This is a genomic window from Mycolicibacterium novocastrense (genome assembly GCF_001499835.1).
GTDB lineage: Bacteria > Actinomycetota > Actinomycetes > Mycobacteriales > Mycobacteriaceae > Mycobacterium > Mycobacterium novocastrense.
In genome coordinates, this window is sequence record NZ_LQIH01000012.1 from 122741 (window position 1) to 149061 (window position 26321).

A 26321-nucleotide genomic window follows, 5' to 3' on the forward strand; every position below is an offset into this window, starting at 1 on the left:
TTCAGCCGCGCCGCGCCAGACGGGTCAGCTCGACGGCGGCCGAACGCAATTCGTCGATCGAATCGATCTTCTTCGGATAGCCGATCCGGGTGTATGCCAGCCCGCGGTCGGTGGTGAGCCGCAGGTCCAGGCCGTACCGGTCGGCGCCCGTGCACGTCGCCGCAGTGGTGTCCGGGTAGCCGCCCAGCGCCTTGGCCATCGCGACCAGCGTGTCGGCATGGTCGGCGTTGAGGTGCGCGACGGCCCCGGCCGCCAGCGGTTGCACCGGATCTGGCTGCGCGGCCGAATACGCCGCACCGCTCGTCGACTCCATCCGCCCGTAGCCGCCGACCCAGCGCACCCGCTGCACCCGCAGCACCCACAGCGTGAAGTCGCTGTAGTCGATGTAGTACTTGGCGGCCGCGACGGCCGACAGGTGCGCTTCGCGCGCGGCGGCGAGCTCGTCGTCGGCGGGCCGTTCCACCACCCCGGCCAGCGTGACCCGCCCGCTGGCGAGCGGGTCGGTCTCCGACGTCGGCGCGACGATCGCGATGCTCGCCCGCGGGTCGGCCAACAGGTTGCGCCCGTGCTCGGCGAGGTTGGACACGCACAGCACCGGGGCGCCGTCGAGCAACCCGTACGTCACGAACGACGCCCACGGGTCGCCGTCGGCCGTCAGCGTCGCCAGGGTTGCGGTATTGGTGGATGCGGCGATGGTCAGAGCTTCCTCGGCAGCCGTGGGTCGGACGGAGTTGACGACCTCCGTCAGCGGCGGAGGAATCGACGGTGCGTCACCCGGGTCGCCGTGATCACGTGTGGCCACGCCGGAACGATACCGAAGTGAGCGCCCGCAGGAATTCCACCGATTCGATTCTTCGCGACGTGGGTAGGTTGAACACGGTATGGAACTACACCGGTTGGACCAGCACAGCGGTGCCCGCGCATCCGACGACCACGACCCGGCGGAGGGCAGTCACGTCGAGGACGGTGTCGTCGAGCACCCCACCGCAGAAGACTTCGGCCACGCCCGGGTCCTGCCCGAGGACCGCACCTGGTTCAAACGCGCCGTCTTCTACGAGGTGCTGGTGCGCGCCTTCTACGACTCGAACTCCGACGGCATCGGGGATCTGCGCGGACTGACAGAGCAACTCGACTACGTGAAGTGGCTTGGCGTGGACTGTCTTTGGCTCCCGCCGTTCTACGATTCGCCGCTGCGCGACGGTGGTTACGACATCCGCGACTTCTACCGGGTGCTGCCCGAGTTCGGCACCGTCGACGACTTCGTCGAACTCCTCGATGCCGCGCACCGCCGCGGGATCCGCGTCATCACCGACCTCGTGATGAACCACACGTCCGATCAGCACGCGTGGTTCCAGGAATCGCGCAGGGATCCCGACGGACCGTACGGCGACTTCTACGTGTGGAGCGACACCAGCGACAAGTACTCCGACGCCCGGATCATCTTCGTCGACACCGAGGAGTCGAACTGGACGTTCGATCCGGTGCGACGGCAGTTCTACTGGCACCGCTTCTTCAGCCACCAGCCCGACCTCAACTACGACAACCCGGCCGTCCAGGAGGCGATGCTCGACGTCCTGCGGTTCTGGCTCGACATCGGCATCGACGGTTTCCGGCTGGACGCGGTGCCCTACCTCTTCGAGCGGGAGGGCACCAACTGCGAGAACCTGCCCGAGACGCACGCGTTCCTCAAGCACTGCCGCAAGGTGATCGACGACGAGTACCCGGGCCGTGTGCTTCTGGCCGAGGCGAACCAGTGGCCGGCCGACGTCGTCGAGTACTTCGGTGATCCCGACACCGGCGGCGACGAATGCCACATGGCGTTCCACTTCCCGCTGATGCCGCGGATCTTCATGGCCGTCCGACGGGAGTCGCGTTTCCCGATCTCGGAGATCCTGGCGCAGACGCCCGACATCCCCGAGATGGCGCAGTGGGGCATCTTCCTTCGCAACCACGACGAGTTGACGCTGGAGATGGTCACCGACGAAGAGCGCGACTACATGTACGCCGAGTACGCCAAGGATCCGCGGATGAAGGCGAACGTCGGCATCCGCCGACGGCTGGCGCCGCTGCTGGACAACGACCGCAACCAGATGGAACTGTTCACCGCGCTGCTGCTCTCGCTGCCGGGGTCGCCGGTGCTGTACTACGGCGACGAGATCGGGATGGGCGACATCATCTGGCTCGGTGATCGCGACGCGGTGCGTACCCCGATGCAGTGGACACCGGACCGCAACGCGGGCTTCTCGACCGCGACGCCCGGGCGGGTGTATCTGCCGCCGAACCAGGATGCGATCTACGGCTTTCAGGCCGTCAACGTGGAAGCGCAGCGGGACATCTCGAACTCGCTGCTGAACTGGACCCGCACGATGCTCGCGGTGCGCGGCCGCCACGACGCGTTCGCCATCGGCAGCTTCCACGAGTTGGGCGGTTCGAACCCGTCGGTGCTCACCTACGTCCGCGAGGTCGAAAAGGCCGACGGGCACAAGGACACCGTGCTCTGCGTCAACAACCTCTCCCGGTTCCCGCAGCCGATCGAGCTGAATCTGCAGGCCTACAACGGATACACGCCGGTCGAGATGACCGGATACGTGGAGTTCCCCCGCATCGGCCAGTTGCCGTACCTCCTGACCCTGCCCGGCCACGGGTTCTACTGGTTCTCGCTGAAGGCACCCGGCCCGGAGCATGGAGAACTGTCATGACGCTGCCGTTCGAAGAGTGGCTGCCACACCAACGGTGGTACGCCGGGCGCAGCCGCGAATTGGCCGCGGTGCACCAGGCGGCCTGCACCGCGCTGCGCGACGATCTGGACCTCGTGCTGCTCGACGTGTCCTATACCGACGGCTCGAGTGAGCGCTATCAAGTGCTGTTGCGCTGGAACTCCGGACCGATCGAGGAGTACGCGGAGGTCGCCACCATCGGCACCGACGGTGACCGCACCGCCTACGACGCGCTCTACGACCCCGCAGCCGCGCAGTTCCTGCTGTCGCTCATCGATTCCTCGGCGACGGTCGGGGACGTGCGGTTCGTGAAGGAACCCGACGTCGAGTTGCCGCTGGATGCGGCGCCGCGGGTCTCGGCAGCAGAACAGAGCAACACCAGCGTGGTGTTCGAGGAGGAGGCGATCCTCAAGCTCTTCCGTCGCATCACGCCGGGAACGAACCCGGACATCGAGTTGAACCGCGTGCTGGCGCGCGCCGGCAACCCGCATGTGGCGAAGCTGCTCGGCTCCTTTGAGACGACGTGGGACGGGCACCAGGACGGTGAGCCGTGCGCGCTCGGCATGGTCGCCGAGTTCGCGGCGACCTCTGCCGAGGGTTGGGATATGGCGACCGCCAGCACCCGTGACCTGTTCGCCGAGGGGGACCTGTACGCCGACGAGGTCGGCGGTGACTTCGCCGGCGAGTCGTATCGGCTCGGTGAGGCGGTCGCGTCGGTGCACGCGACGCTGGCCGACGAACTGGGCACCGAGACCACCGTGTTCCCGGCCGACACCGCGTTGGAGCGGCTGGCCGCGGCGACCAAGTCCGTGCCCGATCTCGAGAAGTACGGACCGCTGATCGAGGAGCGGTACCGCAAGCTGTCGGAGGAGACGATCACCGTTCAGCGCATCCACGGCGATCTGCATCTCGGCCAGGTGTTGCGCATACCCGAGGGCTGGCTGCTGATCGACTTCGAGGGTGAGCCCGGTCAGCCGCTCGAGGAACGGCGCCGGCCGGATTCCCCGCTGCGCGACGTGGCCGGAGTGTTGCGCTCGTTCGAATATGCGGCCTACCAACGGTTGATGGAACAGTCGTCCGATGAGGACCGCGACCGTCAGCTCGGGGCGCGGGCCCGCGAGTGGGTGGACCGCAACGCCGCATCGTTCTGTGAGGGCTACGCCGAGATCTCGGGTACCGATCCTCGGGACAACGGCCAGCTGTTGGCGGCCTACGAACTGGACAAGGCGATTTACGAGGCCGCGTACGAGGCGCGCTTCCGGCCGAGCTGGTTGCCGATCCCGATGAAGTCGATCGCGCGCATCATCGGCTGAGCTGACCTATCGGTGGAGCATGAGGTCGAGCACGCGCTCGCTCAATACCGCGGGCTCGCGCGGCGCCGATCGGACCTCGTGCAGCAAGCCGATGCCGGTGGCGAACAACAGAGCCGAACGCAGATCCGCCTCGCCATCGTCGAAGCCGTAGTCGACCAGCGCGTCGCGCACCGCGCGCAGCACGCGCACATCGCTCTGCTGGACGCTGGCCAGCACCGTCTGGTCGGTCAACGACCACACGCGCATCGCCCGCTCCAATGCCCACTGGTCGGGACACATCAGTGTCTGGATCATCGCTATCAGCCGCGCGCGGGGTTCGACGCCGCGCATGTCCTCGAACCGGCGCCGCTGCTCGTCGTGGTGGTTGGCCCACGCCCGGGCCAGCGCGTCGCGGTAGGCCGGCATGTCGGTGAAGTGCCAGTAGAAGCTGCCCTTGGTGACGTCGAGGCGTTCACACAGGCGGCCGATCCGCAGCGCGCCAGGGCCACCTTCGGCGAGCACAGCGAAACCGGTCTGGATCCAGTCTTGAGCGGTGACCCGACGCCCGGCGCTGGTGGGGGCGGTCATGGAGGGCAGCATACGGTGGCCGCACCACCAATACTGACACTCACGAAAATTTTGGCCGGCGCGAGTCACGGCCGAGTGCGTGCCGTGTGGAAGAAGGAGGACGGCAACCGTGGCCGCCGGTAGGCGCCGCCGCTCATCGGCTCCTACTCGCCCCGCCCGGCGTGTGACAACTCAGACTGTCATTCGCGACGGCCACGGTTGCTGTGAGGCAAACCGTAGCACAAAAGCAGGTCCCCGTCCCGAATTTCGACGGTCAAGAAGCCTGTCGCACAGTCGTTTTCGGGCGCGACCCAGTCGGATGCGGGCTCCGCGGCCCAGCCGGCGAACAGCATGGGTCCGCCCGCCGGGCGACGCGGCGTTTAGCCACCCGGCAGGTGGGCAATCGAATACCCGTGAGCGCAAACCCGGACCCAGGTTATTCACCCAACGACGGCGGTGGCGTCGGCGACACGCTGCGCCCGACGGAGGCGTTGGACTCCGACGACGTGCGCAACGCCGACGGCGACGAGACCGTCGACCCGCCAGAGGGATGGCGTGAAGCCGACAAGATCAACGCCGACGGCGAGGTCGACGAGAGCCTCGACGAGAAACTGGCCGCCGAAGAGCCCGAGCAGCCCGAGCTGAACCAGCCGGTGGGTGAGCCGAGCGGCGACACCGAGCTGCGCCCCGACGACGAGGTCGACCGCATCGACCCAGACCAGCACGGCCGCGACGAAGGCCAGATCGACGGCACCCCCGAGGACGGCGACTCGTTCTTCCCGGTGGTCGAGTAGCTACTCTGCCGGGGCCGCCTGCAGCACAATCACTGAGCGCGCTGCGACCTCGACCTTCTGCCCGGCGTCGACCGGGGTCGGCTCGTCTTCATCGTCGGCCGACGTGTCGATCACCGGGATCCAGGAGTCGCCGAACTTGCGCTCCGGCACCACGAAGTCGATCGGTTCGTAGTGGGCGTTGAAGCACAGCACGAACGAGTCGTCGACGATGCGCTGCCCGCGCACGTCGCGGTCGGGAATGCCGTTACCGTTGAGATACACCGCGATTGACTTGGCGTAACCCGTTTCCCAGTCCTCGTCGCTCATCTCGGACCCATCGGGTGCGAACCAGGCGATGTCGGGCAGCCCGTCGCCGCCGCGCTGGCGCACCGGGCGTCCGGAGAAGAACCGGCGCCGACGGAACACCGGGTGCGCCGCGCGCAGCGCCGACACCTTGCGGGTGAACTCCATCAGCTCGGTGTCGGGGGTGGACCAGTCGATCCACGACAGTTCGTTGTCCTGGCAGTACACGTTGTTGTTGCCCTGCTGGGTGCGGCCGAGCTCGTCGCCGTGGGCGATCATCGGGACGCCCTGCGAAAGCAGCAGTGTGGTAAGGAAATTGCGCTGCTGGCGCGCTCGCAGCGCATTGATCTCGGGATCGTCGGTCGGTCCCTCCACGCCGCAGTTCCAGGACCGGTTGTGGCTCTCGCCGTCGTTGTTGTCCTCGCCGTTGGCCTCGTTGTGTTTCTCGTTGTAGGACACCAAGTCCCGCAGCGTGAAGCCGTCGTGGGCGATGACGAAGTTGATGGAGGCGACGGGCCGGCGACCGGTCTGCTCGTACAGGTCGGCCGAACCCGTTAAGCGATAGGCCAATTCGTCGAGCGTGGCGGGTTCACCGCGCCAGTAGTCGCGGACTGTGTCGCGGTACTTTCCGTTCCACTCCGTCCACTGGGGCGGGAAGTTGCCCACCTGGTAACCACCGGGGCCGACGTCCCACGGTTCGGCGATCAACTTGACCTGGCTGACCGTCGGATCCTGTTGTACGAGTTCGAAGAACGTCGACAGCCGGTCGACGTCGTAGAACTCGCGGGCCAATGTGGAAGCGAGATCAAAACGGAACCCGTCGACGTGCATCTCGGTCACCCAGTATCGCAACGAATCCATGATCAGCTGAAGCGAATGCGGATGACCGACGTTGAGGCTGTTGCCGGTACCGGTGTAGTCCATGTAGTAACGCTTGTCGTCCTCGACGAGCCGGTAGTACGCGCCGTTGTCGATGCCCCGCATCGACAGGGTCGGGCCCAGGTGGTTGCCTTCGGCGGTGTGGTTGTAGACCACGTCGAGGATGACCTCGATGCCTGCCTCGTGCAGCGCGCGGACCATCGCCTTGAACTCCTGCACCTGCCCGCCGGGATTGGGGCTGGAGCTGTATTTGGAGTCGGGTGCCAAAAAGCCGATCGTGTTGTAGCCCCAGTAGTTGGACAGGCCCTTGTCGATCAGCGTGGAGTCGTTGGCGAAGTGGTGCACGGGCAGCAACTCGATCGCCGTCACACCGAGCGACTGCAGGTGCTCGATGATCACCGGATGCGCCACGGCCGAGTAGGTGCCGCGGATGTTCTCCGGGATGTCGGGGTGCGTCTGCGTCAGGCCCTTGACGTGCGCCTCGTAGATGACCGAATCGGCGTACTCGTAATCCGGCGGCCGGTCGTTGCCCCAGTCGAAGTAGGGGTTGATGACCACCGACTTGGGCATGCTCGCAGCGGAGTCGTCGTCGTTGCGGCTGTCGGGATCGCCGAAGTTGTAGCTGAACAGCGACTGGTTCCAGTCGAAGTTGCCGTCGATGGCCTTCGAGTACGGGTCGAGCAGCAGCTTGTTGGCGTTGCAGCGCTGTCCCGACGGTGGGTCGTACGTGCCGTGCACGCGGTAGCCATACCGCTGGCCGGGTTCGATGTTCGGGATGAAGCCGTGCCACACGAACGCGTCGTTCTCAGGCAGCGTGATGCGGGTCTCGGTGCCATCCGCGTCGAACAGGCACAGCTCGACCTTCTCGGCGGCCTCACTGAACACCGCGAAATTGGTGCCCGTCCCGTCATAGGTCGCGCCGAGCGGATAGGCCTTACCCGGCCAGACCTCGTGGGACGCGGCTTGGGAGGCGGGGGCTTGGGTCAATTCTCACTCCAGACGACGACACACATGGACAACGCGACGATACGGGTGTGCCCGATGCGGCAGCATCACAACCAACTCCGCACGAAATCACACTAGCCAGGAGAAACGCGTGCCTGCCCGCCCCGACCTGCCCGGTTACCGCACACTGCTGACCGGTTTCGACGACGGGGTCGCGACCATCACGTTGAACCGGCCGCGGCAGCGCAACGCCATCGGCGACGGTATGCGCACCGAACTCGCGGACGCCTACCGGCGACTGGGCCGCGACGACGAGGTGCGGGTCATTGTGCTGACCGGAACCCCGCCCGCGTTCTGCGCAGGAGCCGATCTGGCCGCCGGCGAGGACACCTTCGCCGCGCCGGGGGCAGGGTTCAGCGCGGCCGGTATCGATGTGCCCGCCTGGACGCTGCCCAAGCCGGTCATCGCGGCGGTCAACGGGCATGCGATCGGGTTGGGGCTGACGCTCGCGCTGCAGTGCGACATCCGGTTGTTCGCAGCCGAGGGGCGCTACGGCGTCGTGCAGGTGCGACGCGGAGTGGTCGGCGACGCCTACTCGCACTGGATCCTTCCGCGCCTGGTCGGCGTGGCCAACGCGGCCGAAATCCTGTTGACCGGGGCGACTTTCGATGGTGCGCGGGCGGTCGAGCTCGGCCTCGGCAGCCGGGTGTTGCCCGCGCCGCAGGTGCTGCCCACCGCGCTGGACCTTGCCCGCGACATCGCCGTCAACACCGCGCCGATGTCGGTGGCGGCCAGCAAGCGGCTGCTGTGGGACTCCTACGATCTGGACCGGTCGGCGGTCGGCGCCCGCGAGACCGAGATTCACCTGCGTCTGATGGGACACGACGATGCCAAGGCGGGCGTGCGCGCGTTCCTTGAGGGGCGAGCGCCGTCGTGGACCGGTAAGCCCGTCGACCCGACGGCCGCGGACTAGACGATCTGGACGCCGACCGCGCGCAGGTCTTCGACGGCCTTGGCCGTCGACTCGACGCCGACCCCGGCGGTCAGGTCGAGCAGGACGCGCGTCGTGAACCCGTGGGCTACGGCGTCGGCCGCCGTCGCGCGCACGCAGTGGTCCGTGGCGATTCCGACCACGTCGACTTCGTCGACCCCGCGTTGACGCAACCAGTCGGCCAGTGACGTTTCGGTCTCGTCACTGCCCTCGAAGCCGCTGTAGGCGGCCGAGTACTCGCCCTTGGTGAACACGGCCTCGACCGCGTCGGGCCGCAACTGCGGATGAAAGTCGGCGCCGGGGGTACCGACGACGCAGTGCCGTGGCCACGACGTCACGAAGTCGGGGTCATCGGAGAAGTGGTCACCGGGGTCGATGTGAAAGTCCTTGGTGGCCACCACATGTGCGTACTCGGTCTGGTCGGCGAGCAACTGGCTGATATTGCGGGCGACGTCGGTGCCGCCGCTGACGGCCAGCGAGCCGCCCTCGCAGAAGTCGTTCTGCACGTCGACGATGATGAGCGCCTTCATACCCTTCGACGCTACCCGCCGAACAGCAGGTACAGACCGGTGAAGGTGTAGCCGACCATCACCAGCATCATCGCCAGTTGCCCGGTCAGCTGATGGGCCGACGGCAGCAGGCGCAAGGCCCGGTCGTGCGCTGCGACCACACCGGCGACGTGCCCGGCCAGAACGAAGCCGACCTTGAGCGTCGCCAGCACCGCGGGGTGCTGAGACAGGAAGTAGCTGACCTCCGCGTCTTGCAGCCAGAACAGGTTCCACCCGCGAGCCAGCGGGTCGGCCAGCAGGATGACCGTCTGCTGACCGCGCTCGACCAGATAGGTCAGGTAGTGGGCGAACACGTAGCCGATGACGATCGGGATGAGCGAGTGCGCCATCAGCCCCGGCAGTTGGCGGCGCCGGTCGCGGTCCACACCGCCGGTGGCGATGGAGGCGAGCCAGAACGTGGCGGCGACGACGGCCGCAAAGGTGGCCAAGCCGGCGGTCTTGATGAGGGTCGCGCTCAGCGTCGACGAGGAGTGGTCGTCGACGAAGTTCCGCCATTCGGGCATGGCCGAAAAGCTGTCGAACGCGGTCGATCCCAGAAGCACGGCCATGACGGCGACGAGGCCCGGGCGTACCGGTAACGACGGCAGATGGTCGAACGGGTTGCCGATCGCGATGCGGCCCGTGCCGGGGTCTCGGCGAAACGGCGACAGCCGCGAGGCCACCACGCTGTACATCTCGAAAGGGTCGGCCCGGGTGCACCAACGCTCACCACACACCAGCGCCCCGGCCAGTGTGACGACAAGATAGATCAGCAGCCAAATACGGATGGCGCCGAGGGAACCCGGGTCGGGGCTGGCCAGCTCCAACCAGACGAACGCGAACAGCCCGAAGGCCGCGGGCCAGTATCCGAGCCACCCGGGGTAGGTCAGGCGCAGCGACCGTCCGCCCAGCAGCCGAAGGACCGCCCGCACCGGTGATATCGCCCGCCACACCGGCCCGATGATCAGCGAGAGTGCCACCAGGCCCACCCACAACAGGACGTAGAACACACCGGGGAGCGGGTTCCTCGCGTCTTGGGGACCGAGGACGGCAGCCACACCGACCCACACCGCGAAACCCAACCCGGCAAGCGCGAGGACCCAACGGGTCACCGGCGCATCGATCACCGCCGTCACCCAATGAGGAAGGGGGCGAACCGAATTGTCCGGATCGAACCGCGGCTTCTTCCACGCGAACGCCACCACCGCGAAGGTGAACGTCAACGCCCATGCGGCCCCGACCACGGCGTAGGTGAACGGAATCGGCAGATCCGTCGAACCGCCGAGGCCGTGGGCCAGTACGGAGACCGACGGCCCCGACATCACTGCTGAACTTGAACGGTGGCGATCACGCGATTCAGGTCATGCAGTTCGATCTCGACGTTGCCGGGCACATCGACGGTGAACTGGAATTGCTGGCCAGGCGTCGGGTCCACCTTGAAGGTGTGCTCGGGCACCGAGTGCACATGCAGTTCATCGGCCGCGTCGCTGTTGACCCGCAGCACGATGGGCTCGCCGACCTTGCCCTGTATCTGCGCGTTCGTCGGTTCGACGTTGCCGCCCTCGATCGTGACGTCGATGGTCAAGCGATCGGGCGGACGCTGCTGGTCCGGCATGTCCGCTGCGCCAACAGTCGACTGCGCGGGACTACTCGCTTCCGGTTCGGTATCGCGCGAGCCTCCGCAGCCGGCGACGAGAAGTGTCGCCGCGAAGCAGATCGCGCCGGAGCGGATGAGTGTCGGTTTCACGTTGTGCTTTCCCCGTTGGATTCTTCTCGTTTACGACGGTTCTTCATTGCTATGTAGACCACCACCCCGGCGACGACGATCGCCGGGGCGAAGGCGGGCACCGCTATCCAAATCGGATGGTCGGCGAGGACCACGACGTCGGCGCTGTTCGGCGCGCCCGTCATGATTGCGCACTGGGTTGTAGCTCGGCCTCACTACCGCTGGGCTCGCTGCGGTTGATCCGGCCGCCGCCCCAGGTGACACCGGCAACCATGGCGAGCGAGCACAGGAGCACCACCAGGCATCCGATGAGCCACAACGACTCTGGGATATCCGGGCTGCGTTCGCGCTGGAGGATCGTGATCTCCGAAACGAACGGACGCGTCATGTTCGGCTCGGCGGGCACTTCCTCCGCGCCGATGCCGGGATCACCGGCCAGGTAGATCGGCACCGCCGTCAGCATCCGGCCGTCGTGGACACGCAGCAGCGTCTTCCACGTGCCGGAGACCGGCATCGGCTCGGTGGAGCGGTAGTGGCCGGGCCCGACCTGCTCGAGGTTGTCGACGAACATGCCTCGCTGGTTGGGCAGGCCGCCCTGCCAGCCGAGCACCGACACCCAGTTCGGATCCTCGCTGAGCAGGTTAGCGGGCGTGATCTGCACGTCGGCAGTGACGAACCGCGCGTCGTCATCACCGGGGACTTCGGTCAAGACGATGGTGGCGTTGGCGTTCTCGGGAACGTTGTAGCGCAGGCCGTTGGCGGCGGCGCCGCCGATCGCAAGCACCGTCAACACGACGAGGCCGACGCTCAGCGCCCGGCGCGGAAGTCGCTGTTCGGTCAACACCATGCCGATCATGGCGCCGCACGCGCCGGCCAAGATGGCGACCGGTACGGACATCGCGAGCGCCTCGGGCCAGATGCTGTTAGGCCACGGCAGGTGGTAGACGGCGTTGATCCACAGCGACTCCAGCCACAGGCCGACGGTGCCGACGCCCAGGCCGGCCACGGCGCCGAAGAGCACCGGACGCTTGATCAGTGGCGTCAGGGCGATGAGCTCGACTACGACGGCGGCGCCGAGATAGAGGGGGAACCAGTTGACCGGTGCGTCGAGCACGGGGGTGACGAGGAACGCCACGATCCCGCGCAGGCCGATGGCGATGACGGCCGCGATGATCGCCGCGCCACGGCCGAGGAAGATGCGCGCGGCCACCAGGGCGAGCGCGGCCGCCGCGGCGATCAACATGGGCTGGAAGACCTGGCGGAACTGCGGGACGCCGAAGTCGAACTCGATCTGGTAGACGGACATGCCGATCAGCACCCCGGCGAATGCCAGGTACTGGATGAACTTCAGACCGATACCGTCAGGCGGCGTGTCGGGCGTCCGGACCCGTTTGCCTTCGAGTTCGAGGTAGGCAGCGGCCAGGGTGGAAAAGCCCGCGCCACCGATCATCATCAGGTGGGTGGGGCCCCACAGCGTGACGTCCTGGCCGAAAATGCGGTGCCACATGTCGTCGAGGGGGAAACCGAGCAGCGCGTACAAACCGCACCCGGCCATGACGATGCCGCCCACGGGGGCATACCAGTGGTCGGTGATGCGCACCGCGGCAGGACCGGGACGCTCTTCCTCGCCGCGGGGCAGCACCATTGCGGTGCAGCCGGCGACGAAGATGCCGAACAGGCCGATGAGGATGAAGTAGTGAGCGGGGTTCGCGAGTGCGCCGTCGTCGCGTCCGTTGCCGATGTGCAGGCTGACGTCCCAGATGAATCCGAACAGCGCGCAGATGATCGACGCGATGAAAAGCGCAATGGGCAAGGCGACCCACGACGGCCGTTTGAAGCGGCGTCCGGACCAGTCGCCGAGGCGGGCCAACCACTCGATCTTGTGCGTGCGGTGCATCCAGCCGATCCACAACAGCACCACGGCGATCACAGCGGCGGCGATCGACAGACCGATGATTTCGTGGATGGCGGCGCCGCCGCCCTCGCTCTGGGCCACTACCGAAATCTCTGAGGCTTTCCAAGTACTCGTCATATGCCCACCTGCCGGAAGTCGGAGGAAACTCCTTACTCGTCGGTAATGTTGCCAGAACTTCCGATTGCGAAACCAGGGGTATCGGGTAGCGACAACACGAATTGTCTCAAGGGTTGTGTCGGCCGCGGCCGGGTGGCCGTAGCGGTTGGTTGGCGGCAGTCGACGAGAGCGTCGAGTAGCGGAGCCTCAGACTGATCCATCGGCATCAGGGCTTCAGAATGGTCTTGACCATGCCGTCTTCCTTCTTCTGGAAGGTTTCATAGGCGCCCGGAGCGTCGTCGAGCGGTAGCCGGTGGGTGGCGAACTGCTCGACGCCCAGCGGGTCCTCGGCGGTCAACAACGGCATGATGTCGGGCACCCACTTCTTGACGTTGGCCTGGCCCATCCGCAGCTGGATCTGCTTGTCGAACAACGTCATCATGTTGATCGGGTCGGCGGCGCCGCCGTAGACGCCGGACAGGGAGATGGTGCCGCCGCGGCGGACGAGGGCGATCGCGGAGTTCAAAGCGGCGAGTCGGTCGACGCCGGCGTTCTTCATCAAGACGCGGCCGATGGCGGAGGGCAGGAAGCCGCTGGCGGTCTGCATGGTTTCGGCGACGGGCGAGCCGTGCGCCTCCATGCCGACGGCGTCGATGACCGAATCGGCGCCCCGACCCTCGGTGTGGCTTTTGACGACCTCGTCGGCGTCGTCGGTGCGTAGGTCGATGACCTCATCGCAGTAGGCGCGGGCGCGCGAGAGCCGCTCGTCGACAAGATCGATGCCGATGACCTTGCAGCCCTTGCGGTGCGCGGCGATACGGCAGGCCATCGAGCCGATCGGACCAAGACCGAGGACGGCCAGGGTGCCGCCGTCGGGTACCGCGGCATACTCCACGGCTTGCCATGCGGTGGGCAGGACGTCGGAGAGATAGACGTAACGGTCGTCGGGTCCATCGTTGGGAACCTTGATGTGGGTGTACTGCGCCTGCGGGACGCGCAGGTACTCAGCCTGCCCGCCGGCGACTTCGCCGTAGAGCTTCGAGTAGCCGAACAGGGCGGCGCCCGTCCCTTGGTCGCGGTTCTGGGTGGTTTCGCACTGGCTCTGAAGGCCGTGATCACACATGAAGCAGTGGCCGCAGGAGATGTTGAAGGGGATCACCACGCGGTCCCCTGGCTGCAGACCTTCGACCTGGCTGCCGATCTCTTCGACGATTCCCATCGCTTCGTGGCCCAAGATGTCGCCGGGGTTCATGAACGCGCCGAGCACCTCGTAGAGGTGGAGGTCCGAACCGCAGATGTTGGTGCTGGTGACCCGGATGATCGCGTCGGTGGGTTCCTTGATCGCGGGATCGGGCACGTTGTCGACGGACACTTTCCGACGACCCTGCCAGGTGACTGCTCGCATGCGCGCCTCCTCGTGGTCTGAGGATGGCGTGCCCATTCGGCTGAGCGTCAAACTTCGGCTGGTGCTCGAACGTGATGCGGCGGTCAGACGGTGGCGTCGGTCGCGATCGCGTCCTGCATGAGCACGCTCAGGTGCTGCCAGTAGATCCAGTCGGCGATGGCGGCGCGCTGGTCGGCGGCGTCGGTCGCGGTGTGCGCTCGGTGCAGCGCAAGCTCCTGGGCGTGGTCGGCGTAGGTGATGAAGCACTGCAACTGGACCGGGGCACGGTCGGGAGAGTTGCTGAGCAATGGACGGAAGACTTCGAACCACAGCAGCGCGCGGCGGTCCTCCGGGGGAGTGGCGTCAGTGGGTGGTGGAGGCAGCACCTCGGATAGCCCGGTCGGGGTGATGGCGGCCAATTTACTTGCCGCGTCGGGGGATATCACCTGAAGGCGATGGCGACCATCCATCTGGCCGCTATCGGGAATGTCGTCGGGATGCAGGATGATCCGGGGTGCGCCGGGGTCGAAGCCCTTGAACTGATCCTCGGTGGCGATTACGGCGCGAAGCTCGGTGTTGTGGTGCTGTGCCCAACCATGAAGTGCGAGAATGGGATACGTTGCCCAAGATCCGCGGACATGAGCGGGGATACCTTCGTCGGCGGTGGCCATCTTGACGCGGTCGGGCAGTTTCACATCATCGGGGACGTAGCCGAGGCCATAGTTGTTGGCGACGACGATGGTTCCGTCCTTCGCGAGGCCGGTGACCCAGTAGAAACCCATATCGGTGATGCCGACGTTCAGGGCTGCCGCGATCCGCTGTGCGAGTTGAGCGGGATCGCTGCCGGGCCGCCGAAGGGTGGCGGCCGCGATGGCCTCGCGCTGGGCGCGTGCGGCCGAAACCGGAACGGGCGCAGGGGCTCCGACTGTGTTGGCGCCGGGTGCTGCCGTGCCGGGTAGAACGCTGGGGCCGACGTTGGCGCCCGGTGCGACAGGAACGGCCGGGGGCGGAGTGGGTGGTGGACCCAGGGGTATGGGTGAAGCGGGAGCAGCGCCGGGCGTGGGAAGCGGTGCCACGGGGGCTTGGCCGGTCGCTGGGACTGTCGCGGGCGGGGATGTGGTCTGGCTGGATGGTAGGGGCGATGGCGCGTCAGCGATCGGGGGAAGATCGGACGGATGCATACTCGACGCGGCAATCGGAGCGGACTGCGGCGGCGGAATCGGAGACTGGGAAACAGTTTTGGATGCCGACTCGGCCATCGTCCGTTGGAAGTCGGCCATCTGCGCCTGAGCCGGTGTGGCAGTTGCGGGGTTCACGGTGCTTGGTGCGCTCGGCGTGGACGGCGCCGACGGGGCTGACGGCGCAGACGATCCGCCGCTCGATAAGGGACTGGCCGGAGCGGTGATGCGTGGAGACGCAGGAGCTGCGGGACTGCTTGGCGCACTGGGGATTCCGGGGATGACGGGTTCAGGACTGGACTTATCAACGGGAACCCCAGGTCCTTTGGCAGATTCGGACAAATCGGGGCCAAGATCCTTCGGTCCAGCAGACACGGACGGGCTATCCGCTGCAGTGGCGGATGGGCTTTTCGGTCCATCGACCGAAGCTGGAACCAACGATTGTGGAGGCGAGCCAGCAATAGAGGGTTCCGATAGCATTGGTGGACCCGTCGGGCCGTCTTCGGAGCCTCCTCCCATGAAACTGGTGGGCAGCGCAGGTCGCCCTTTCTCAGGCTGCTGGCTGAGCAATTGGAGCTGATCCTCAGCGGCCTCCGGCTTCGAGGGCTCAAACGGGATTTCCCCGGAGATACGAGCGCCAGCCATGGTTACGAGACCTAGGTTATGCCCGCGGACTGTTTGGATGACCTGATCTATGGCGCCCTGCCTGTCCTGAGGTGAGCCTTCAGCGCTGCCGATTATGCGGTCAATGAGGTCGTTCGCTCGCACGACGAGGGTGGTTATAGCTTCTTTCGTGTTCCTTACTTCGTCCCGGCTGCCCTCAAATAACCGCTTAGAAGCGATGAGTTGATTGTTTACCGACTCAAGCTGGGAGATACGGACATTCAGTGCCCCTAGGGCCGCTCCCGCTGCGCCGCCGGACCAAAGGTCGGCGCCCTCGAAAAGCTTGGACCGCTCCCGGTGCAAGCTATCAACCTGGCTGCTGATCTTTCTAGACGCATCGTCGAATGCAATTGCGGACCTCGCGAGCACGTCCTCATCGGCCTCCGGCCAAGCTGGTGGTGCCGCCATTCCGTGTGGATCTAATGGCTTGTCAATGCCCACAGTCAGCTCTCGGCTGCCTTGCAGGCTTGATAGACGATCGCAGCGGCTCGGGCGGAAGTGCTCGACAGGTACGAATCGGCCTTGGTATACGTCGGGAGTGCAGCGGCGTAAGCCCGTCGATACTGAGCCACAAAGGTCGCTAGATCCTGGATCAGCGGATTCTCGCTCTCGAGACCAAGCTCTTGGATGTCATCAGCGAATCGCTGCATCACTGGGATTGCATTCTCTGCTATCGCACGTTGCTCAGAAGACCACTCGCTCGCAGGCACCGCCGGGTCAATCTCCTGCCACTGTTTGGTATCTGAATCGACGCGATCTACAAGTCGATACCAACGCGAGCAAATCGGATCGGTCGACTCCAAGAAGCGCTCAGCTGATGCCGGATTTGTCACTGGCGCAACTTGAGACGGTTGCGGCGGTTGGGTTATCAGGGGTGCCCGCGATTCTGCCGATCCATACGCGATGGCGTAGCACGCCCACGTGATCGTAGAAGCTGTGTTTGTGAAGACACCAGCAAGGTGCTCGTGGGTGGGCTCATAGGTTGGAACCGCATCGCTGTAAGCCCGCGCGTATGCGATGAACTGTGCGTAAAGCTCGCGCATTACGCGATGTGGAGTGACCTTAGCAACCGCCACGGTTTGCCCGGCGGCCTCCCTGGCTGCTCGGCCGACCTCTTCATACTTCTGGCGCTCGTCTGGTGTCCAATCTGCAGCGGGAATGCTTGGTTCCCGCTCGTTCCAACCACGGCGCTGAATATCGATGAAGGTGTCATTGATCGGTCCCCAGGCCGCGCAACTCGGGTCTTCGGTGATGATGTTCGCCGGGCCCTTATCGTCGGCGCTTGCTAGGCCGAAAGTGTCTCCTGAAGGCGCCGGATCGTCACCGTCTCCGCTGTCCGATGTCACCGAAACCGTCACTGCCACAGTGACTCCAATGACAACCAGCAGAGCCACACCGCCGAGCAGCCACTTCCAGACATTGCCGCGCTTCTTCGGCGGCGGGCCCGGCGGCCACTGCTGCTGCCACGGCGGCGGACCGTAGGGTCCCGAATATCCCTGTGGCGGGCCGGGATTGCCCGGCGGCGGACCCCCAGGCGGTGGCGGATAACTCACAGCGCGGCCCCCGGCCCCTCCCCGGCAACATCGCTGAGCGTTTCGAGCCGCTTCCGTATCTCCTCGGCGATCTGACGGTCAACCGCGTCGTAGGTGTTGGCGGCGTTGACCACGTTCTGCGCGTACTTCGCCAACTCCGCCTTGACGACCGGCAGCTGAGCGATCGCCGGGTCGACCACTTCAGCGACTTTGGCAGCGATCGCCGTCGACAAAGCGTCACCACCAGCCGGTTTGAACGAAGCTGGCGGCTCAGGGATGGCGTCCGCGACCGCACGCAACCGCCCGCCGGCCTCGAGCACCAGGTCGGTATCGATTCGCAGCGTCTCAGTCATCGTCAATCCGCGCAGCGACCAGCGTCGCACCGATCGGTTGGCATGCCCCCTCCCGCATCACCCGGCAAATGCTACCCGACCCGCAACACCGGCCGACGCGCTAATTTTCATCCCTGCGGCTCGCCACATTCAACGCAGATCCCCGTGTCCGACACCTCCCTGCCACGGACGACGAGTTACTCAGCATCGCGGCGTCTGGACCGAACCGTCACCGGACAACCGGCCACAGCCACTGACGCCAGCAAACCTCTGTCGGGCCAGCTGGCGGGCGTCGCCGCCGGGAACCGCTTCCGCTATCGTTCCGCAGATGTCCGACCCCGACTCGAAGACGCTCGACGAGCTTTTCAACCGCATCCTGCACACCGAAGACGACGCACTGCGCGCCGCGCGTGAGTCCGGCAACGCCGCAGGCATGCCACCTATCGAGGTGTCCGGCCAGCACGGCAAGCTTCTCTACTTGTTGGCGTCGTTGTCCTCGGCCACCCGCGTCCTGGAGATCGGCACCCTCGCCGGTTACAGCACCATCAACCTCGCGCGCGGCGTCGGGTCGGCCGGCCACGTCGTCACCTTGGAGTACGACCCCACGCACGCCGAGATCGCCAAGGAGAACTTCGCCCGCGCCGGCGTGCAGGACCGCATCGAGATCATCGTCGGCGCGGCACTCGACACACTTCCGATGCTCGCCGACCGCGGCGACGTGTTCGATCTAGCCTTCATCGACGCCGACAAGGAGAACAACGTCGCCTACGTCGAGTGGGCTATCAAGCTGGGCAGGCCGGGCTCAATCATCGTGGTGGACAACATCGCTCGTTTCGGTCGCGTACTCGAGCCGGCGGCCGACGATGCCCAGGCCCGCGCCGTGCGCGAGATGCTCGAGATGATGGGCGACCATCCGCAATTGGAAACCGCCGCGATACAGACCGTCGGGCTCAAAGGCTGGGACGGCTTCGCCGTCGCCCGCATCGTCGAGTAGTCATCTCGACCAGGGCGCCGTCGCGGCCGCGGCCGTCAATGCCGCGACGATCCGCTCCTCATGTGCCACGAACCGTTCGGTCGGCGCGGGCACCGAGATAGCGACGACATGACCGCCGGTCGTACGTCCCGCCACCCCGGCGGCCGAAATCCCGACCGTGTGTTCGTCCCGATCGAACGCCACCTCGGTCGACCCGTTCAATAGCGCGCTCGCCGCCTTGCCGTTGGCAGTCGACTCCAGCGGAAAGCGCATGCCGACCGCCGATACCGCGCGCAGTCGATGCGCCGATTCCAACTGTTCGATGAACAACATCTCGCCGCCCCGCAACACCGACAGATCGACCGTCTCCCCGGTGGTCGCCGCGAGTTCCTCGAGCGTCGGCCGGAACAACGCGGCCAACCCTGCGACATCGGCACTTCCGAGGCCGAGCAGCCGATCCCCAAGCGAGAATCTGCCTTGGTCGTCGACCGCCGCGAAGCCGACCTCGACCAATCCGACCAGCAGGCGGCGCGCGGTCGACTTCGCCAGACCGAGCTGAGCGCCCAGATCCACCAGCCGCAGCCGACCGGGTGCCGCGGCGATCTCGTCCAGTGCCGCTGCGGCGCGGCGCAGCACCTGTATGCCGTCTTCCCGCCCCGCATCAGTTCGTTCATTTCCGTCCGGACGAGTCACGCCCTCACTATATTGATCCGCATACCGGTTCACAAAGATTCGGTATACGGACCAAGGAGGTCCCGGATGTCGCTCCCATCTGGTCGTTCCTTCACCCGCTCCGACGACGGATACGAGGCAGCTCGCCGCGCGACCGTCTGGAACGCGCGCACGCCTGACCGCTATCCCGAAGTGGTAGTGCAAGCCGCTGACGTCGACGACGTCGTCGCTGCGCTGCGCTATGCGGCCGCACACGGCCTCCAGGTCGGTGTCCGCTCGGGCGGTCACAGCTGGGCGGGTAACCACGTACGCGACGGCGGCATGCTGCTGGACGTCAGCCGCCTGAACGACTGCACGATCGATGCCGAGCGCATGACCGCGGTCGTCGGGCCCGGAAAAGGCGGCAGCCTGCTGGCCGCGGACCTGGAGGCGCAGAATCTGTTCTTTCCGGCCGGACATTGCAAGGGCGTGTGCATCGGCGGATATCTGCTCCAGGGCGGATACGGCTGGAACAGCCGCATTCTCGGGCCGGCCTGCGAAAGTGTGGTCGGACTCGATGTGGTGACCGCCGACGGTGAGAGGATCCACTGCAGCCCCGACAGCCATCCCGATATGTACTGGGCGGCAAGAGGTTCCGGACCTGGCTTCTTCGGTGTGGTGACCGCGTTCCATCTCAAGCTGTATCGGCGCCCCGCCATCTGCGGCAGCAGCCTCTACGTGTATCCCATCGAGTTGGCCGACGAGATCTTCACCTGGGCCAGGGCGATCAGCGCCGACGTCGACCGACGGGTCGAGTTGCAGATCGTCGCGTCCAGGAGCGTGCCCGGCGCGGGGGTCGAGCAGCCGGGGATCGTCATGGCGTCGCCGGTGTTCGCGGATTCGGAGGACGACGCGAAACAAGCGTTGGCGCTTCTGGATACCTGTCCGGTGCGCGACCGGGCCGTCGTCGCGGTCCCATACGCACCGGCGGATCTCGCGACTTGGTACGACGGGGTCATGAGCAACTATCCGACCGGATACCGCTACGCCGCCGACAACATGTGGACGTCGGCATCCGCAGACGAACTGCTACCCGGGATTCGCCGCATCATCGAGACTCTGCCCCCGCACCCGTCACACTTCCTGTGGTTGAACTGGGGCCCCTCGCCGGCTCGCCAAGACATGGCGTACAGCCTCGAGGACGACATTTATCTTGCGTTGTACACGGTTTGGCACGATGCCGCCGACGACGATCGCTATGCGGATTGGGCCTGCTCGAACATGGCGGCGATGGCGCATCTGGCCACGGGCATCCAACTCGCCGACGAGAACCTCGGGCAGCGGCCGGCCCGGTTCGCCACCGACGACGCGATGACCCGCCTCGACCGCGTGCGTGCCCAGTACGACCCCGACGGGCGGTTCTACAGCTGGATGGGCAGGGTGTGACATGAAGTCCTACCTCGGCTACCGCGACGACGACCTCTCCGTCGAGTTCGCGGAGTTCTACACCCCCGAGATGGCGGCTCTTCCAGGCCATGTCGTCGAGGCGTTGGAGCACGGACCCCAGGCCGAGCCGACTCTTCCGTCGTTTGACGACCTCACCGCGATGCGCGCCGAGGGATATCAGCAGACCGAGAACGGGTACGGGGTCCTGCGCGACGGCGGTATTCAGGTGTCGGTACGCACCGACATGCCCGGCGTCACACCGGCCATGTGGGACTGGTGGTTCGGGTGGCACGGCAGCGACTCGCGCCGCTACAAACTGTGGCATCCCCGCGCGCACGTGTCCGTCCGTTGGGCCGACGGCGGCGGCGAAGGCGGGTACGTCGGCCGGACGTCTCTGGTGCAGGAGTACCTCGGTTCGGCGTTCACCCGACCTGCGATCCGGTTCGTGCAGCCGTCCGAGTTGGGACTCGGCGACCTAGGGGACGGTGTGGCGATCTGCGCGCGACTCGGATCCAGCGACATCCCGGTCGATGTCGGCTGGCTGGTGCATCAGGTCCGCGAGACGGCTGACGGCGCCGAGATGCGTTCACGGTTCTGGATGGGAGGAAGCCATGTCGCCGTACGACACGGAAATCGGTTGACTGACAGGGTCATTCGTCCGGTCGCGGCGCGTCAGCTTCCGGATCCGCGGGATTTGATGGTGCACTGTGCGCAGGAAATGAACCATCTCGCCCGATTCCTGCCCGAACTTTTCAACCGATTCTCCGGGCACTGATCGCCTCGGTGTGTTACCCAGGCCTATGTCGAAATCGTTGCCAGTGGCTGTCTTTGCCGTCGCCGCAGCCGCGGTCGTGGCTCCCGCCGCGCACGCGGACCGCGCCGAACCGCCGCCACTGTACGGGTTTTACAACGTCTTCATCGACTTCTCGAAGCAGACGTTCAACGGCCGTCCGACGCCGATGAACGCGATCACCGTGCCCGTCGAGTTGACCACTCAATGTGACGTCAACGGATGTGTCGCACACTGGAACAACGAGGACGACCATGCCCGCAATCCGGGCGCTCCGATGGTCTACGAGTACAGGTGGAACGGCGACCGTTGGGCGACAAGCGGCCAGTATCCCTACTTGTGCGATCGCCACGACCCGAGCAGCGCGGTGCAGGCCACCCGCTCGGACTATCTGATTCCCAACCCGGACGGCAGCTTCTTCGGGGAGCGGACCCTCGTCATCGACGGGGCGGGGTGTCCGGGAGAAGGACCGGGTACCCACTGGCTGCCCTTCTCTCTGACTCCCATCGATCCCCCGCCTCCCTAGTCGTCGTTTAACGCGCCACTTGCCGGGGCATCTGCCAGAGATGGACTTCGGATTCCGGCGCGGGATGCCGACGGTTGAGTTAGGCAGCGACGCTGCTCCCGAAGCGGTGTGGGACGTCATCACCGACCTCGACACGTGGCCTCAGTGGGGGCCGACCGTGTCGGGTGCCGAGCTGGACGAGGCCGGGACGCTGCACCTCGGATCGCAAGGCAGGGTGTTCACGCCGGTCGGTGTCGCGCTGCCGTTCACCATCACAGAATTTCGTCCCCGCCGCTGCTGGGCATGGAAGGTCGCAGGCGTCGGCGCCACGCGCCATGAGGTGATCGCTGAAAACGGCGGATCCCGAATCGTGTTCGGCGTGCCGTGGTGGGCGACCGCCTACCTGCCTGTGTGTGCGATCGCGCTGCCGCGCATAGCCCGGCTGGCGTCCGCGCGCACAACTCGCTGATTCGGCGACATCCGACGTGGCGCTGTGTTATTCAGAGCCGCAGAGTTCTCAGACCGCGGAGGGCTCCGACGAAAAGGAGCTCCGGTGAGGTCTCAAGCACTGTCCGTGGCCGTGGGCATCGGCTGCACCGTGGTGGCGCTGGCACCCATAGCCACCGCCGAGCGTCCCGAGCCCGTGCCGATCTACGGCTATTACAACGCTTTACTCGATCACGCGAAACAGACGTTCAACGGTGCGCCGGTGTCCGCGCATCCGGCCACCCAGCTCGGACTCTTCACCACTCACTGCGATGTCAACGGCTGCGTCGCCCGCTGGTTGAGGGAGACGGAGATCTCCCAAGACCCCAACGCGCCAGCGCAATTCGAGTACCGCTGGAACGGCGATCGTTGGGAGTCCGCCGGCGAGTACCCCTTCTACTGCAATCCCGACGGCAGCGGCGGCACCGTGACGACGCAGCGTTCGGACTGGCTCAAGCCCAACGGCGACGGCAGCTTCTCCGGTGAGCGCATGTTCACGGTGCCCGCACCGGGATGCCCGGGCCAGGGGCCGGGCACGTACTGGTTGCCCATCGCGCTGACGCCGACCGATCCGCCGCCGCCTCGATAGCCGTCGTCGAGTGGCCGGCGCCCTGCGCTATCCGCAGACCGCGCCGACCGCCGCCGACCCGACCAGCTTGGTGTACTTGGCCAGCACGCCGGTGGTGTATCGCGGTGGCAGCGGCTCGAAACCGGCCTTGCGGGACTCGAACTCCGCGGGATCGACGAGAACATCGAGCGTGCCGTTGGCCACGTCGAGGCGGATGCGGTCTCCGTCCTGCAAGAACGCGATCGGACCGCCGTCGACGGCTTCGGGCGCGACGTGGCCGACACACAGGCCGGTGGTCCCGCCGGAGAACCGGCCGTCGGTCATCAACAGCACGTCCTTACCCAGGCCCGCACCCTTGATGGCGCCGGTGATCGCCAGCATCTCGCGCATCCCGGGTCCACCCTTGGGCCCCTCGTAGCGGATGACCACGACGTCACCGGCCTGGATGGTGCCGTCCTCGAGAGCGTCCAATGCGGCGCGCTCGCGCTCGAAAACCCTTGCGGTGCCTTCGAAGACGTCCGAGTCGAAGCCCGCCGACTTGACCACCGCGCCCTCCGGGGCCAGCGAGCCGTGCAGGATCGTGATGCCGCCGGTCGGATGGATCGGGTCGCTGAGCGCGCGCAGCACCTTGCCGTCGGGATCCGGTGGTGCGATGTGGGCGAGGTTCTCGGCCATGGTGTGACCGGTGACCGTCAGGCAATCGCCATGCAGCAGACCGGCATCCAGCAACGCCTTCATGACGACGGGTACGCCGCCGATGTGGTCGACGTCGAACATCACGTGCTTGCCGAACGGTTTGACGTCGGCGAGGTGGGGCACCTTGGCGCCCACCCGGGTGAAGTCCTCGAGCGTCAGTTTGACGTTGGCCTCGTGGGCGATCGCCAGCAGGTGCAGCACAGCGTTGGTGGACCCGCCGAACGCCATCACCACGGCGATCGCGTTCTCGAACGCCTCCTTGGTGAGGATGTCGCGGGCGGTGATGCCGCGCCGCAGAAGATCGACGACGGCCTGACCGCTGCGCCGGGCGAATCCGTCCCGGCGGCGGTCGGTGGCCGGCGGTGCCGCGCTGCCGGGCAGGGACATGCCCAGCGCCTCGGCGGCCGAAGCCATCGTGTTCGCGGTGTACATGCCGCCGCAGGCGCCTTCGCCGGGACAGATCGCACGCTCGATCGCGTCGACGTCCTCGCGGGGCATCAGCCCGCGCGCACACGCGCCGACCGCCTCGAACGCGTCGATGATCGTCACCTCGCGTTCGGTGCCGTCCGACAGCTTGGCCTTACCGGGCAGAATCGACCCGGCGTAGAGGAACACGCTCGCCAGGTCTAGGCGCGCGGCCGCCATCAACATGCCGGGCAGCGACTTGTCGCATCCGGCCAGAAGCACCGAACCGTCCAGGCGTTCGGCCTGCATGACCGTCTCGACGCTGTCGGCGATCACCTCACGCGAGACCAGCGAGAAGTGCATGCCCTCGTGGCCCATCGAGATGCCGTCGGACACCGAGATGGTGCCGAACTCCATCGGGAATCCGCCCGCGGCGTGCACCCCGTCTTTGACGGCCTTGGCCAACCGATCCAGCGAGAGGTTGCACGGGGTGATCTCGTTCCACGACGAACCGACGCCGATCTGCGGTTTGGCGAAGTCGTCGTCCTCCATACCCACCGCGCGCAGCATCCCGCGGGCGGCGGCCTTCTCCAGGCCGTCGGTGACGTCGCGGCTGCGGGGCTTGATGTCGGGTTCCGTCCGACGGCGGGCTTCGGTGCCGGGAGTTTCTGAGGGCATCAAATAAGTATGCCTTCGGTGTTTTCCCCCGGCCAAACCGTTATCTATACCCCGGTGGGGTATCCGGTACCATCGGGTTCATGACGTCGCTGATCGCCCGCCTCGCCGCTGTCCTGATCGCCCTCGCCACCGCCCTTTTGCTCGCATCGTGCAGCAGCCCCGCCTCTGACGGACACACCGACCACGAGCATCCCGACCAACCGGTGATCAGCGGCCAACCGGCTGGCTACAACGCCGACGATGTGGCGTTCGCGACGAACATGATCCCGCATCACGAGCAGGCCGTCGAACTGTCGGCGCTGGTTCCGGACCGCTCCGCGAATCCGGAGTTGCAGGCGCTCGCCGAACAGATCTCGAAGGCCCAGGAGCCCGAGATCCGCACCATGCAGGTGCTGCTCGTGCAGTGGCAGGAGAACCCCGACGCTGACACCGGGCACGGCGGGCACGAGGGACACGGCGGTGCGATGCAGGGCATGGTCGACGACGCCACCATGGCCAAGCTTCAGACCCTGTCGGGCCCCGAGTTCGACACCCTGTGGCTGCAGTCGATGATCGCCCACCACCAGGGTGCGATCGAGATGGCCCGCGCGGAACTGGCCAACGGCGAGAACGTCGACGCCAAGCGGTTGGCTCAGACGATCGTCGACACGCAGCAGGCCGAGATCGACCAGATGAATCAGATGTTGAGGGGCTGAACATGACTGCGGTGCATGGCTATTCGCAGCAGAAGGACAACTACGCCAAGAGGTTGCGTCGGATCGAGGGCCAGGTTCGCGGCATCGCGAAGATGATCGAGGACGACAAGTACTGCATCGATGTGCTCACCCAGATCAGCGCCGTCAACAGCGCGCTGCAGTCGGTCGCGCTCGGTCTGCTCGACGAGCATCTGGGCCATTGCGTGGCCCAGGCGGTCGTCGAAGGCGGTGAGGGGGCCGACACGAAGCTGGCCGAGGCCTCGGCCGCCATCGCGCGGCTGGTGCGCTCCTAGCCGCCCAGGGCCTCGTCGATCCGCCTGACCTTCGCCGTCAGCTGGTCGGTGTGGTCGGGTCGGATGTCGGCCTTGAGCACCAGGCTCACCCGCGGAGACGCTGCGGCCACCGCGTCGACGGCCCGCTTGACGACGTCCATCACCTCGTCCCAGTCGCCCTCGATGTTGGTGAACATCGCGTTGGTCTCGTTCGGAAGCCCCGACTCGCGGACCACTTTGACCGCTTCGGCGACCGCGTCACCCACGCTGTCGTCGCCACCCGTCGGGCTCACGCTGAAGGCCACAATCATGCGA

The 26321-nt window shown here is 66.3% G+C and carries 27 protein-coding genes; 12 read left to right on the plus strand and 15 right to left on the minus strand.

Annotated elements, in window-relative coordinates; all coding sequences use genetic code 11:
* Nucleotide 1: 1 nt before the first annotated feature.
* Complete coding sequence (locus AU072_RS10935; RefSeq protein ID WP_064413800.1) at nucleotides 2-802, minus strand: HugZ family pyridoxamine 5'-phosphate oxidase; 801 nt, start codon at nucleotides 800-802, stop codon at nucleotides 2-4.
* A gap of 79 nt (nucleotides 803-881) precedes the next feature.
* Here AU072_RS10935 and treS point away from each other — a divergent pair, with 79 nt between their 5' ends.
* Nucleotides 882-2699, plus strand: coding sequence for a maltose alpha-D-glucosyltransferase (gene treS / locus AU072_RS10940; RefSeq protein WP_064413801.1), 1818 nt, complete (start codon nucleotides 882-884; stop codon nucleotides 2697-2699).
* The gene (locus tag AU072_RS10945) at nucleotides 2696-4030 is read left to right on the plus strand and encodes a maltokinase N-terminal cap-like domain-containing protein (RefSeq protein ID WP_064413802.1); all 1335 of its coding nucleotides are present in this window, start codon (nucleotides 2696-2698) and stop codon (nucleotides 4028-4030) included. Before treS ends, AU072_RS10945 begins: the two co-directional genes overlap by 4 nt.
* A 6-nt stretch (nucleotides 4031-4036) precedes the next feature.
* Here AU072_RS10945 and AU072_RS10950 read toward each other — a convergent pair whose 3' ends face one another.
* Nucleotides 4037-4597, minus strand: coding sequence for a TetR/AcrR family transcriptional regulator (locus AU072_RS10950; protein ID WP_082680740.1), 561 nt, complete (start codon nucleotides 4595-4597; stop codon nucleotides 4037-4039).
* Between the two features lie 392 nt (nucleotides 4598-4989).
* Between AU072_RS10950 and AU072_RS10955 the strand changes: the two genes are divergently transcribed.
* Nucleotides 4990-5370 carry a hypothetical protein gene (locus tag AU072_RS10955; protein WP_064413804.1) on the plus strand — a complete coding sequence of 127 codons (381 nt, stop codon included), beginning with the start codon at nucleotides 4990-4992 and terminating at the stop codon, nucleotides 5368-5370.
* Here AU072_RS10955 and glgX read toward each other — a convergent pair whose 3' ends face one another.
* Nucleotides 5371-7518, minus strand: a complete 2148-nt coding sequence (glgX, locus tag AU072_RS10960; protein ID WP_064413805.1) for a glycogen debranching protein GlgX — start codon at nucleotides 7516-7518, stop codon at nucleotides 5371-5373.
* Between the two features lie 109 nt (nucleotides 7519-7627).
* Between glgX and AU072_RS10965 the strand changes: the two genes are divergently transcribed.
* A complete protein-coding gene (locus tag AU072_RS10965) occupies nucleotides 7628-8449 on the plus strand; it encodes an enoyl-CoA hydratase/isomerase family protein (RefSeq protein WP_082680733.1) in 822 nt (273 codons plus the stop codon).
* Here the strand turns inward: AU072_RS10965 and AU072_RS10970 are convergent.
* The 9 genes from AU072_RS10970 to AU072_RS11005 form a co-directional block, all read right to left on the minus strand.
* Entirely contained in the window at nucleotides 8446-8997 is a 552-nt protein-coding gene (locus AU072_RS10970; RefSeq protein ID WP_064413806.1) for a nicotinamidase, read from the minus strand. The two genes, AU072_RS10965 and AU072_RS10970, sit on opposite strands and share 4 nt — an antisense overlap.
* Nucleotides 8998-9008: 11 nt before the next feature.
* Complete coding sequence (locus AU072_RS10975; RefSeq protein WP_064413807.1) at nucleotides 9009-10337, minus strand: hypothetical protein; 1329 nt, start codon at nucleotides 10335-10337, stop codon at nucleotides 9009-9011.
* Complete coding sequence (locus AU072_RS10980; RefSeq protein ID WP_064413808.1) at nucleotides 10337-10762, minus strand: hypothetical protein; 426 nt, start codon at nucleotides 10760-10762, stop codon at nucleotides 10337-10339. The genes AU072_RS10975 and AU072_RS10980 overlap by 1 nt, the downstream gene beginning before the upstream one ends.
* Nucleotides 10759-10926, minus strand: a complete 168-nt coding sequence (locus tag AU072_RS28295) for a hypothetical protein (protein ID WP_165595643.1) — start codon at nucleotides 10924-10926, stop codon at nucleotides 10759-10761. The genes AU072_RS10980 and AU072_RS28295 overlap by 4 nt, the downstream gene beginning before the upstream one ends.
* A complete protein-coding gene (locus AU072_RS10985; RefSeq protein WP_064413809.1) occupies nucleotides 10923-12773 on the minus strand; it encodes a hypothetical protein in 1851 nt (616 codons plus the stop codon). Before AU072_RS10985 ends, AU072_RS28295 begins: the two co-directional genes overlap by 4 nt.
* A gap of 205 nt (nucleotides 12774-12978) precedes the next feature.
* Nucleotides 12979-14157 (minus strand): zinc-dependent alcohol dehydrogenase, encoded by a 1179-nt coding sequence (locus AU072_RS10990; protein ID WP_064414020.1) that lies wholly within the window; start codon nucleotides 14155-14157, stop codon nucleotides 12979-12981.
* A gap of 83 nt (nucleotides 14158-14240) precedes the next feature.
* Nucleotides 14241-15212 (minus strand): EspK C-terminal domain-containing protein, encoded by a 972-nt coding sequence (locus tag AU072_RS10995; protein WP_235629828.1) that lies wholly within the window; start codon nucleotides 15210-15212, stop codon nucleotides 14241-14243.
* A 1208-nt stretch (nucleotides 15213-16420) separates the two neighbouring features.
* Nucleotides 16421-17341: an ESX-1 system-associated protein gene (locus AU072_RS11000; protein ID WP_235629827.1), complete on the minus strand. Its 921-nt coding sequence runs from the start codon at nucleotides 17339-17341 to the stop codon at nucleotides 16421-16423.
* A 185-nt stretch (nucleotides 17342-17526) separates the two neighbouring features.
* The gene (locus AU072_RS11005) at nucleotides 17527-17862 is read right to left on the minus strand and encodes a type VII secretion target (protein WP_082680739.1); all 336 of its coding nucleotides are present in this window, start codon (nucleotides 17860-17862) and stop codon (nucleotides 17527-17529) included.
* Between the two features lie 307 nt (nucleotides 17863-18169).
* On the opposite strand from AU072_RS11005, the gene AU072_RS11010 reads away from it, so the two are divergent.
* Nucleotides 18170-18835: an O-methyltransferase gene (locus tag AU072_RS11010; protein WP_064413812.1), complete on the plus strand. Its 666-nt coding sequence runs from the start codon at nucleotides 18170-18172 to the stop codon at nucleotides 18833-18835.
* Here the strand turns inward: AU072_RS11010 and AU072_RS11015 are convergent, their stop codons facing one another.
* The gene (locus AU072_RS11015) at nucleotides 18836-19507 is read right to left on the minus strand and encodes an IclR family transcriptional regulator (protein ID WP_064413813.1); all 672 of its coding nucleotides are present in this window, start codon (nucleotides 19505-19507) and stop codon (nucleotides 18836-18838) included. It abuts the gene before it with no gap.
* Nucleotides 19508-19573: 66 nt separating this feature from the next.
* Here AU072_RS11015 and AU072_RS11020 point away from each other — a divergent pair, with 66 nt between their 5' ends.
* The 5 genes from AU072_RS11020 (at nucleotide 19574) to AU072_RS11040 (ending at nucleotide 23281) form a co-directional block, all read left to right on the plus strand.
* Complete coding sequence (locus AU072_RS11020) at nucleotides 19574-20911, plus strand: FAD-binding oxidoreductase (RefSeq protein WP_064413814.1); 1338 nt, start codon at nucleotides 19574-19576, stop codon at nucleotides 20909-20911.
* Nucleotide 20912: 1 nt separating this feature from the next.
* Nucleotides 20913-21686: a DAPG hydrolase family protein gene (locus tag AU072_RS11025; RefSeq protein WP_064413815.1), complete on the plus strand. Its 774-nt coding sequence runs from the start codon at nucleotides 20913-20915 to the stop codon at nucleotides 21684-21686.
* A gap of 25 nt (nucleotides 21687-21711) precedes the next feature.
* Nucleotides 21712-22227: an MBOE_33420 family protein gene (locus AU072_RS11030; protein ID WP_064413816.1), complete on the plus strand. Its 516-nt coding sequence runs from the start codon at nucleotides 21712-21714 to the stop codon at nucleotides 22225-22227.
* Between the two features lie 40 nt (nucleotides 22228-22267).
* Nucleotides 22268-22675, plus strand: a complete 408-nt coding sequence (locus tag AU072_RS11035) for an SRPBCC family protein (RefSeq protein ID WP_064413817.1) — start codon at nucleotides 22268-22270, stop codon at nucleotides 22673-22675.
* An 84-nt stretch (nucleotides 22676-22759) separates the two neighbouring features.
* On the plus strand, nucleotides 22760-23281 hold the full coding sequence (locus tag AU072_RS11040; RefSeq protein ID WP_456237907.1) for an MBOE_33420 family protein: 522 nt from the start codon (nucleotides 22760-22762) through the stop codon (nucleotides 23279-23281).
* A gap of 27 nt (nucleotides 23282-23308) precedes the next feature.
* On the opposite strand, the gene ilvD is transcribed toward AU072_RS11040, so the two are convergent.
* On the minus strand, nucleotides 23309-25039 hold the full coding sequence (ilvD, locus tag AU072_RS11045) for a dihydroxy-acid dehydratase (RefSeq protein WP_064413818.1): 1731 nt from the start codon (nucleotides 25037-25039) through the stop codon (nucleotides 23309-23311).
* 80 nt (nucleotides 25040-25119) lie between these two features.
* Here ilvD and AU072_RS11050 point away from each other — a divergent pair, with 80 nt between their 5' ends.
* Both AU072_RS11050 and ricR read left to right on the plus strand, forming a co-directional pair.
* Nucleotides 25120-25734, plus strand: a complete 615-nt coding sequence (locus tag AU072_RS11050; RefSeq protein ID WP_064413819.1) for a DUF305 domain-containing protein — start codon at nucleotides 25120-25122, stop codon at nucleotides 25732-25734.
* Nucleotides 25735-25736: 2 nt separating this feature from the next.
* Nucleotides 25737-26027, plus strand: coding sequence for a copper-sensing transcriptional repressor RicR (gene ricR / locus AU072_RS11055; protein ID WP_064413820.1), 291 nt, complete (start codon nucleotides 25737-25739; stop codon nucleotides 26025-26027).
* On the opposite strand, the gene AU072_RS11060 is transcribed toward ricR, so the two are convergent.
* The gene (locus AU072_RS11060; RefSeq protein ID WP_064413821.1) at nucleotides 26024-26317 is read right to left on the minus strand and encodes an MTH1187 family thiamine-binding protein; all 294 of its coding nucleotides are present in this window, start codon (nucleotides 26315-26317) and stop codon (nucleotides 26024-26026) included. The genes ricR and AU072_RS11060 overlap by 4 nt on opposite strands.
* Nucleotides 26318-26321 lie beyond the last annotated feature (4 nt).

Coding starts and splice junctions, on each gene's coding strand:
- treS (WP_064413801.1), top strand. CDS start 882: ATGGAACTACACCGGTTGGACCAGCACAGCGGTGCCCGCGCATCCGAC.
- AU072_RS10945 (WP_064413802.1), top strand. CDS start 2,696: ATGACGCTGCCGTTCGAAGAGTGGCTGCCACACCAACGGTGGTACGCC.
- AU072_RS10950 (WP_082680740.1), bottom strand. CDS start 4,597: ATGACCGCCCCCACCAGCGCCGGGCGTCGGGTCACCGCTCAAGACTGG.
- AU072_RS10970 (WP_064413806.1), bottom strand. CDS start 8,997: ATGAAGGCGCTCATCATCGTCGACGTGCAGAACGACTTCTGCGAGGGC.
- AU072_RS10975 (WP_064413807.1), bottom strand. CDS start 10,337: ATGTCGGGGCCGTCGGTCTCCGTACTGGCCCACGGCCTCGGCGGTTCG.
- AU072_RS28295 (WP_165595643.1), bottom strand. CDS start 10,926: ATGACGGGCGCGCCGAACAGCGCCGACGTCGTGGTCCTCGCCGACCAT.
- AU072_RS10985 (WP_064413809.1), bottom strand. CDS start 12,773: ATGACGAGTACTTGGAAAGCCTCAGAGATTTCGGTAGTGGCCCAGAGC.
- AU072_RS10990 (WP_064414020.1), bottom strand. CDS start 14,157: ATGCGAGCAGTCACCTGGCAGGGTCGTCGGAAAGTGTCCGTCGACAAC.
- AU072_RS11005 (WP_082680739.1), bottom strand. CDS start 17,862: ATGACTGAGACGCTGCGAATCGATACCGACCTGGTGCTCGAGGCCGGC.
- AU072_RS11010 (WP_064413812.1), top strand. CDS start 18,170: ATGTCCGACCCCGACTCGAAGACGCTCGACGAGCTTTTCAACCGCATC.
- AU072_RS11020 (WP_064413814.1), top strand. CDS start 19,574: ATGTCGCTCCCATCTGGTCGTTCCTTCACCCGCTCCGACGACGGATAC.
- AU072_RS11025 (WP_064413815.1), top strand. CDS start 20,913: ATGAAGTCCTACCTCGGCTACCGCGACGACGACCTCTCCGTCGAGTTC.
- AU072_RS11030 (WP_064413816.1), top strand. CDS start 21,712: ATGTCGAAATCGTTGCCAGTGGCTGTCTTTGCCGTCGCCGCAGCCGCG.
- AU072_RS11035 (WP_064413817.1), top strand. CDS start 22,268: ATGGACTTCGGATTCCGGCGCGGGATGCCGACGGTTGAGTTAGGCAGC.
- ilvD (WP_064413818.1), bottom strand. CDS start 25,039: ATGCCCTCAGAAACTCCCGGCACCGAAGCCCGCCGTCGGACGGAACCC.
- AU072_RS11050 (WP_064413819.1), top strand. CDS start 25,120: ATGACGTCGCTGATCGCCCGCCTCGCCGCTGTCCTGATCGCCCTCGCC.
- ricR (WP_064413820.1), top strand. CDS start 25,737: ATGACTGCGGTGCATGGCTATTCGCAGCAGAAGGACAACTACGCCAAG.
- AU072_RS11060 (WP_064413821.1), bottom strand. CDS start 26,317: ATGATTGTGGCCTTCAGCGTGAGCCCGACGGGTGGCGACGACAGCGTG.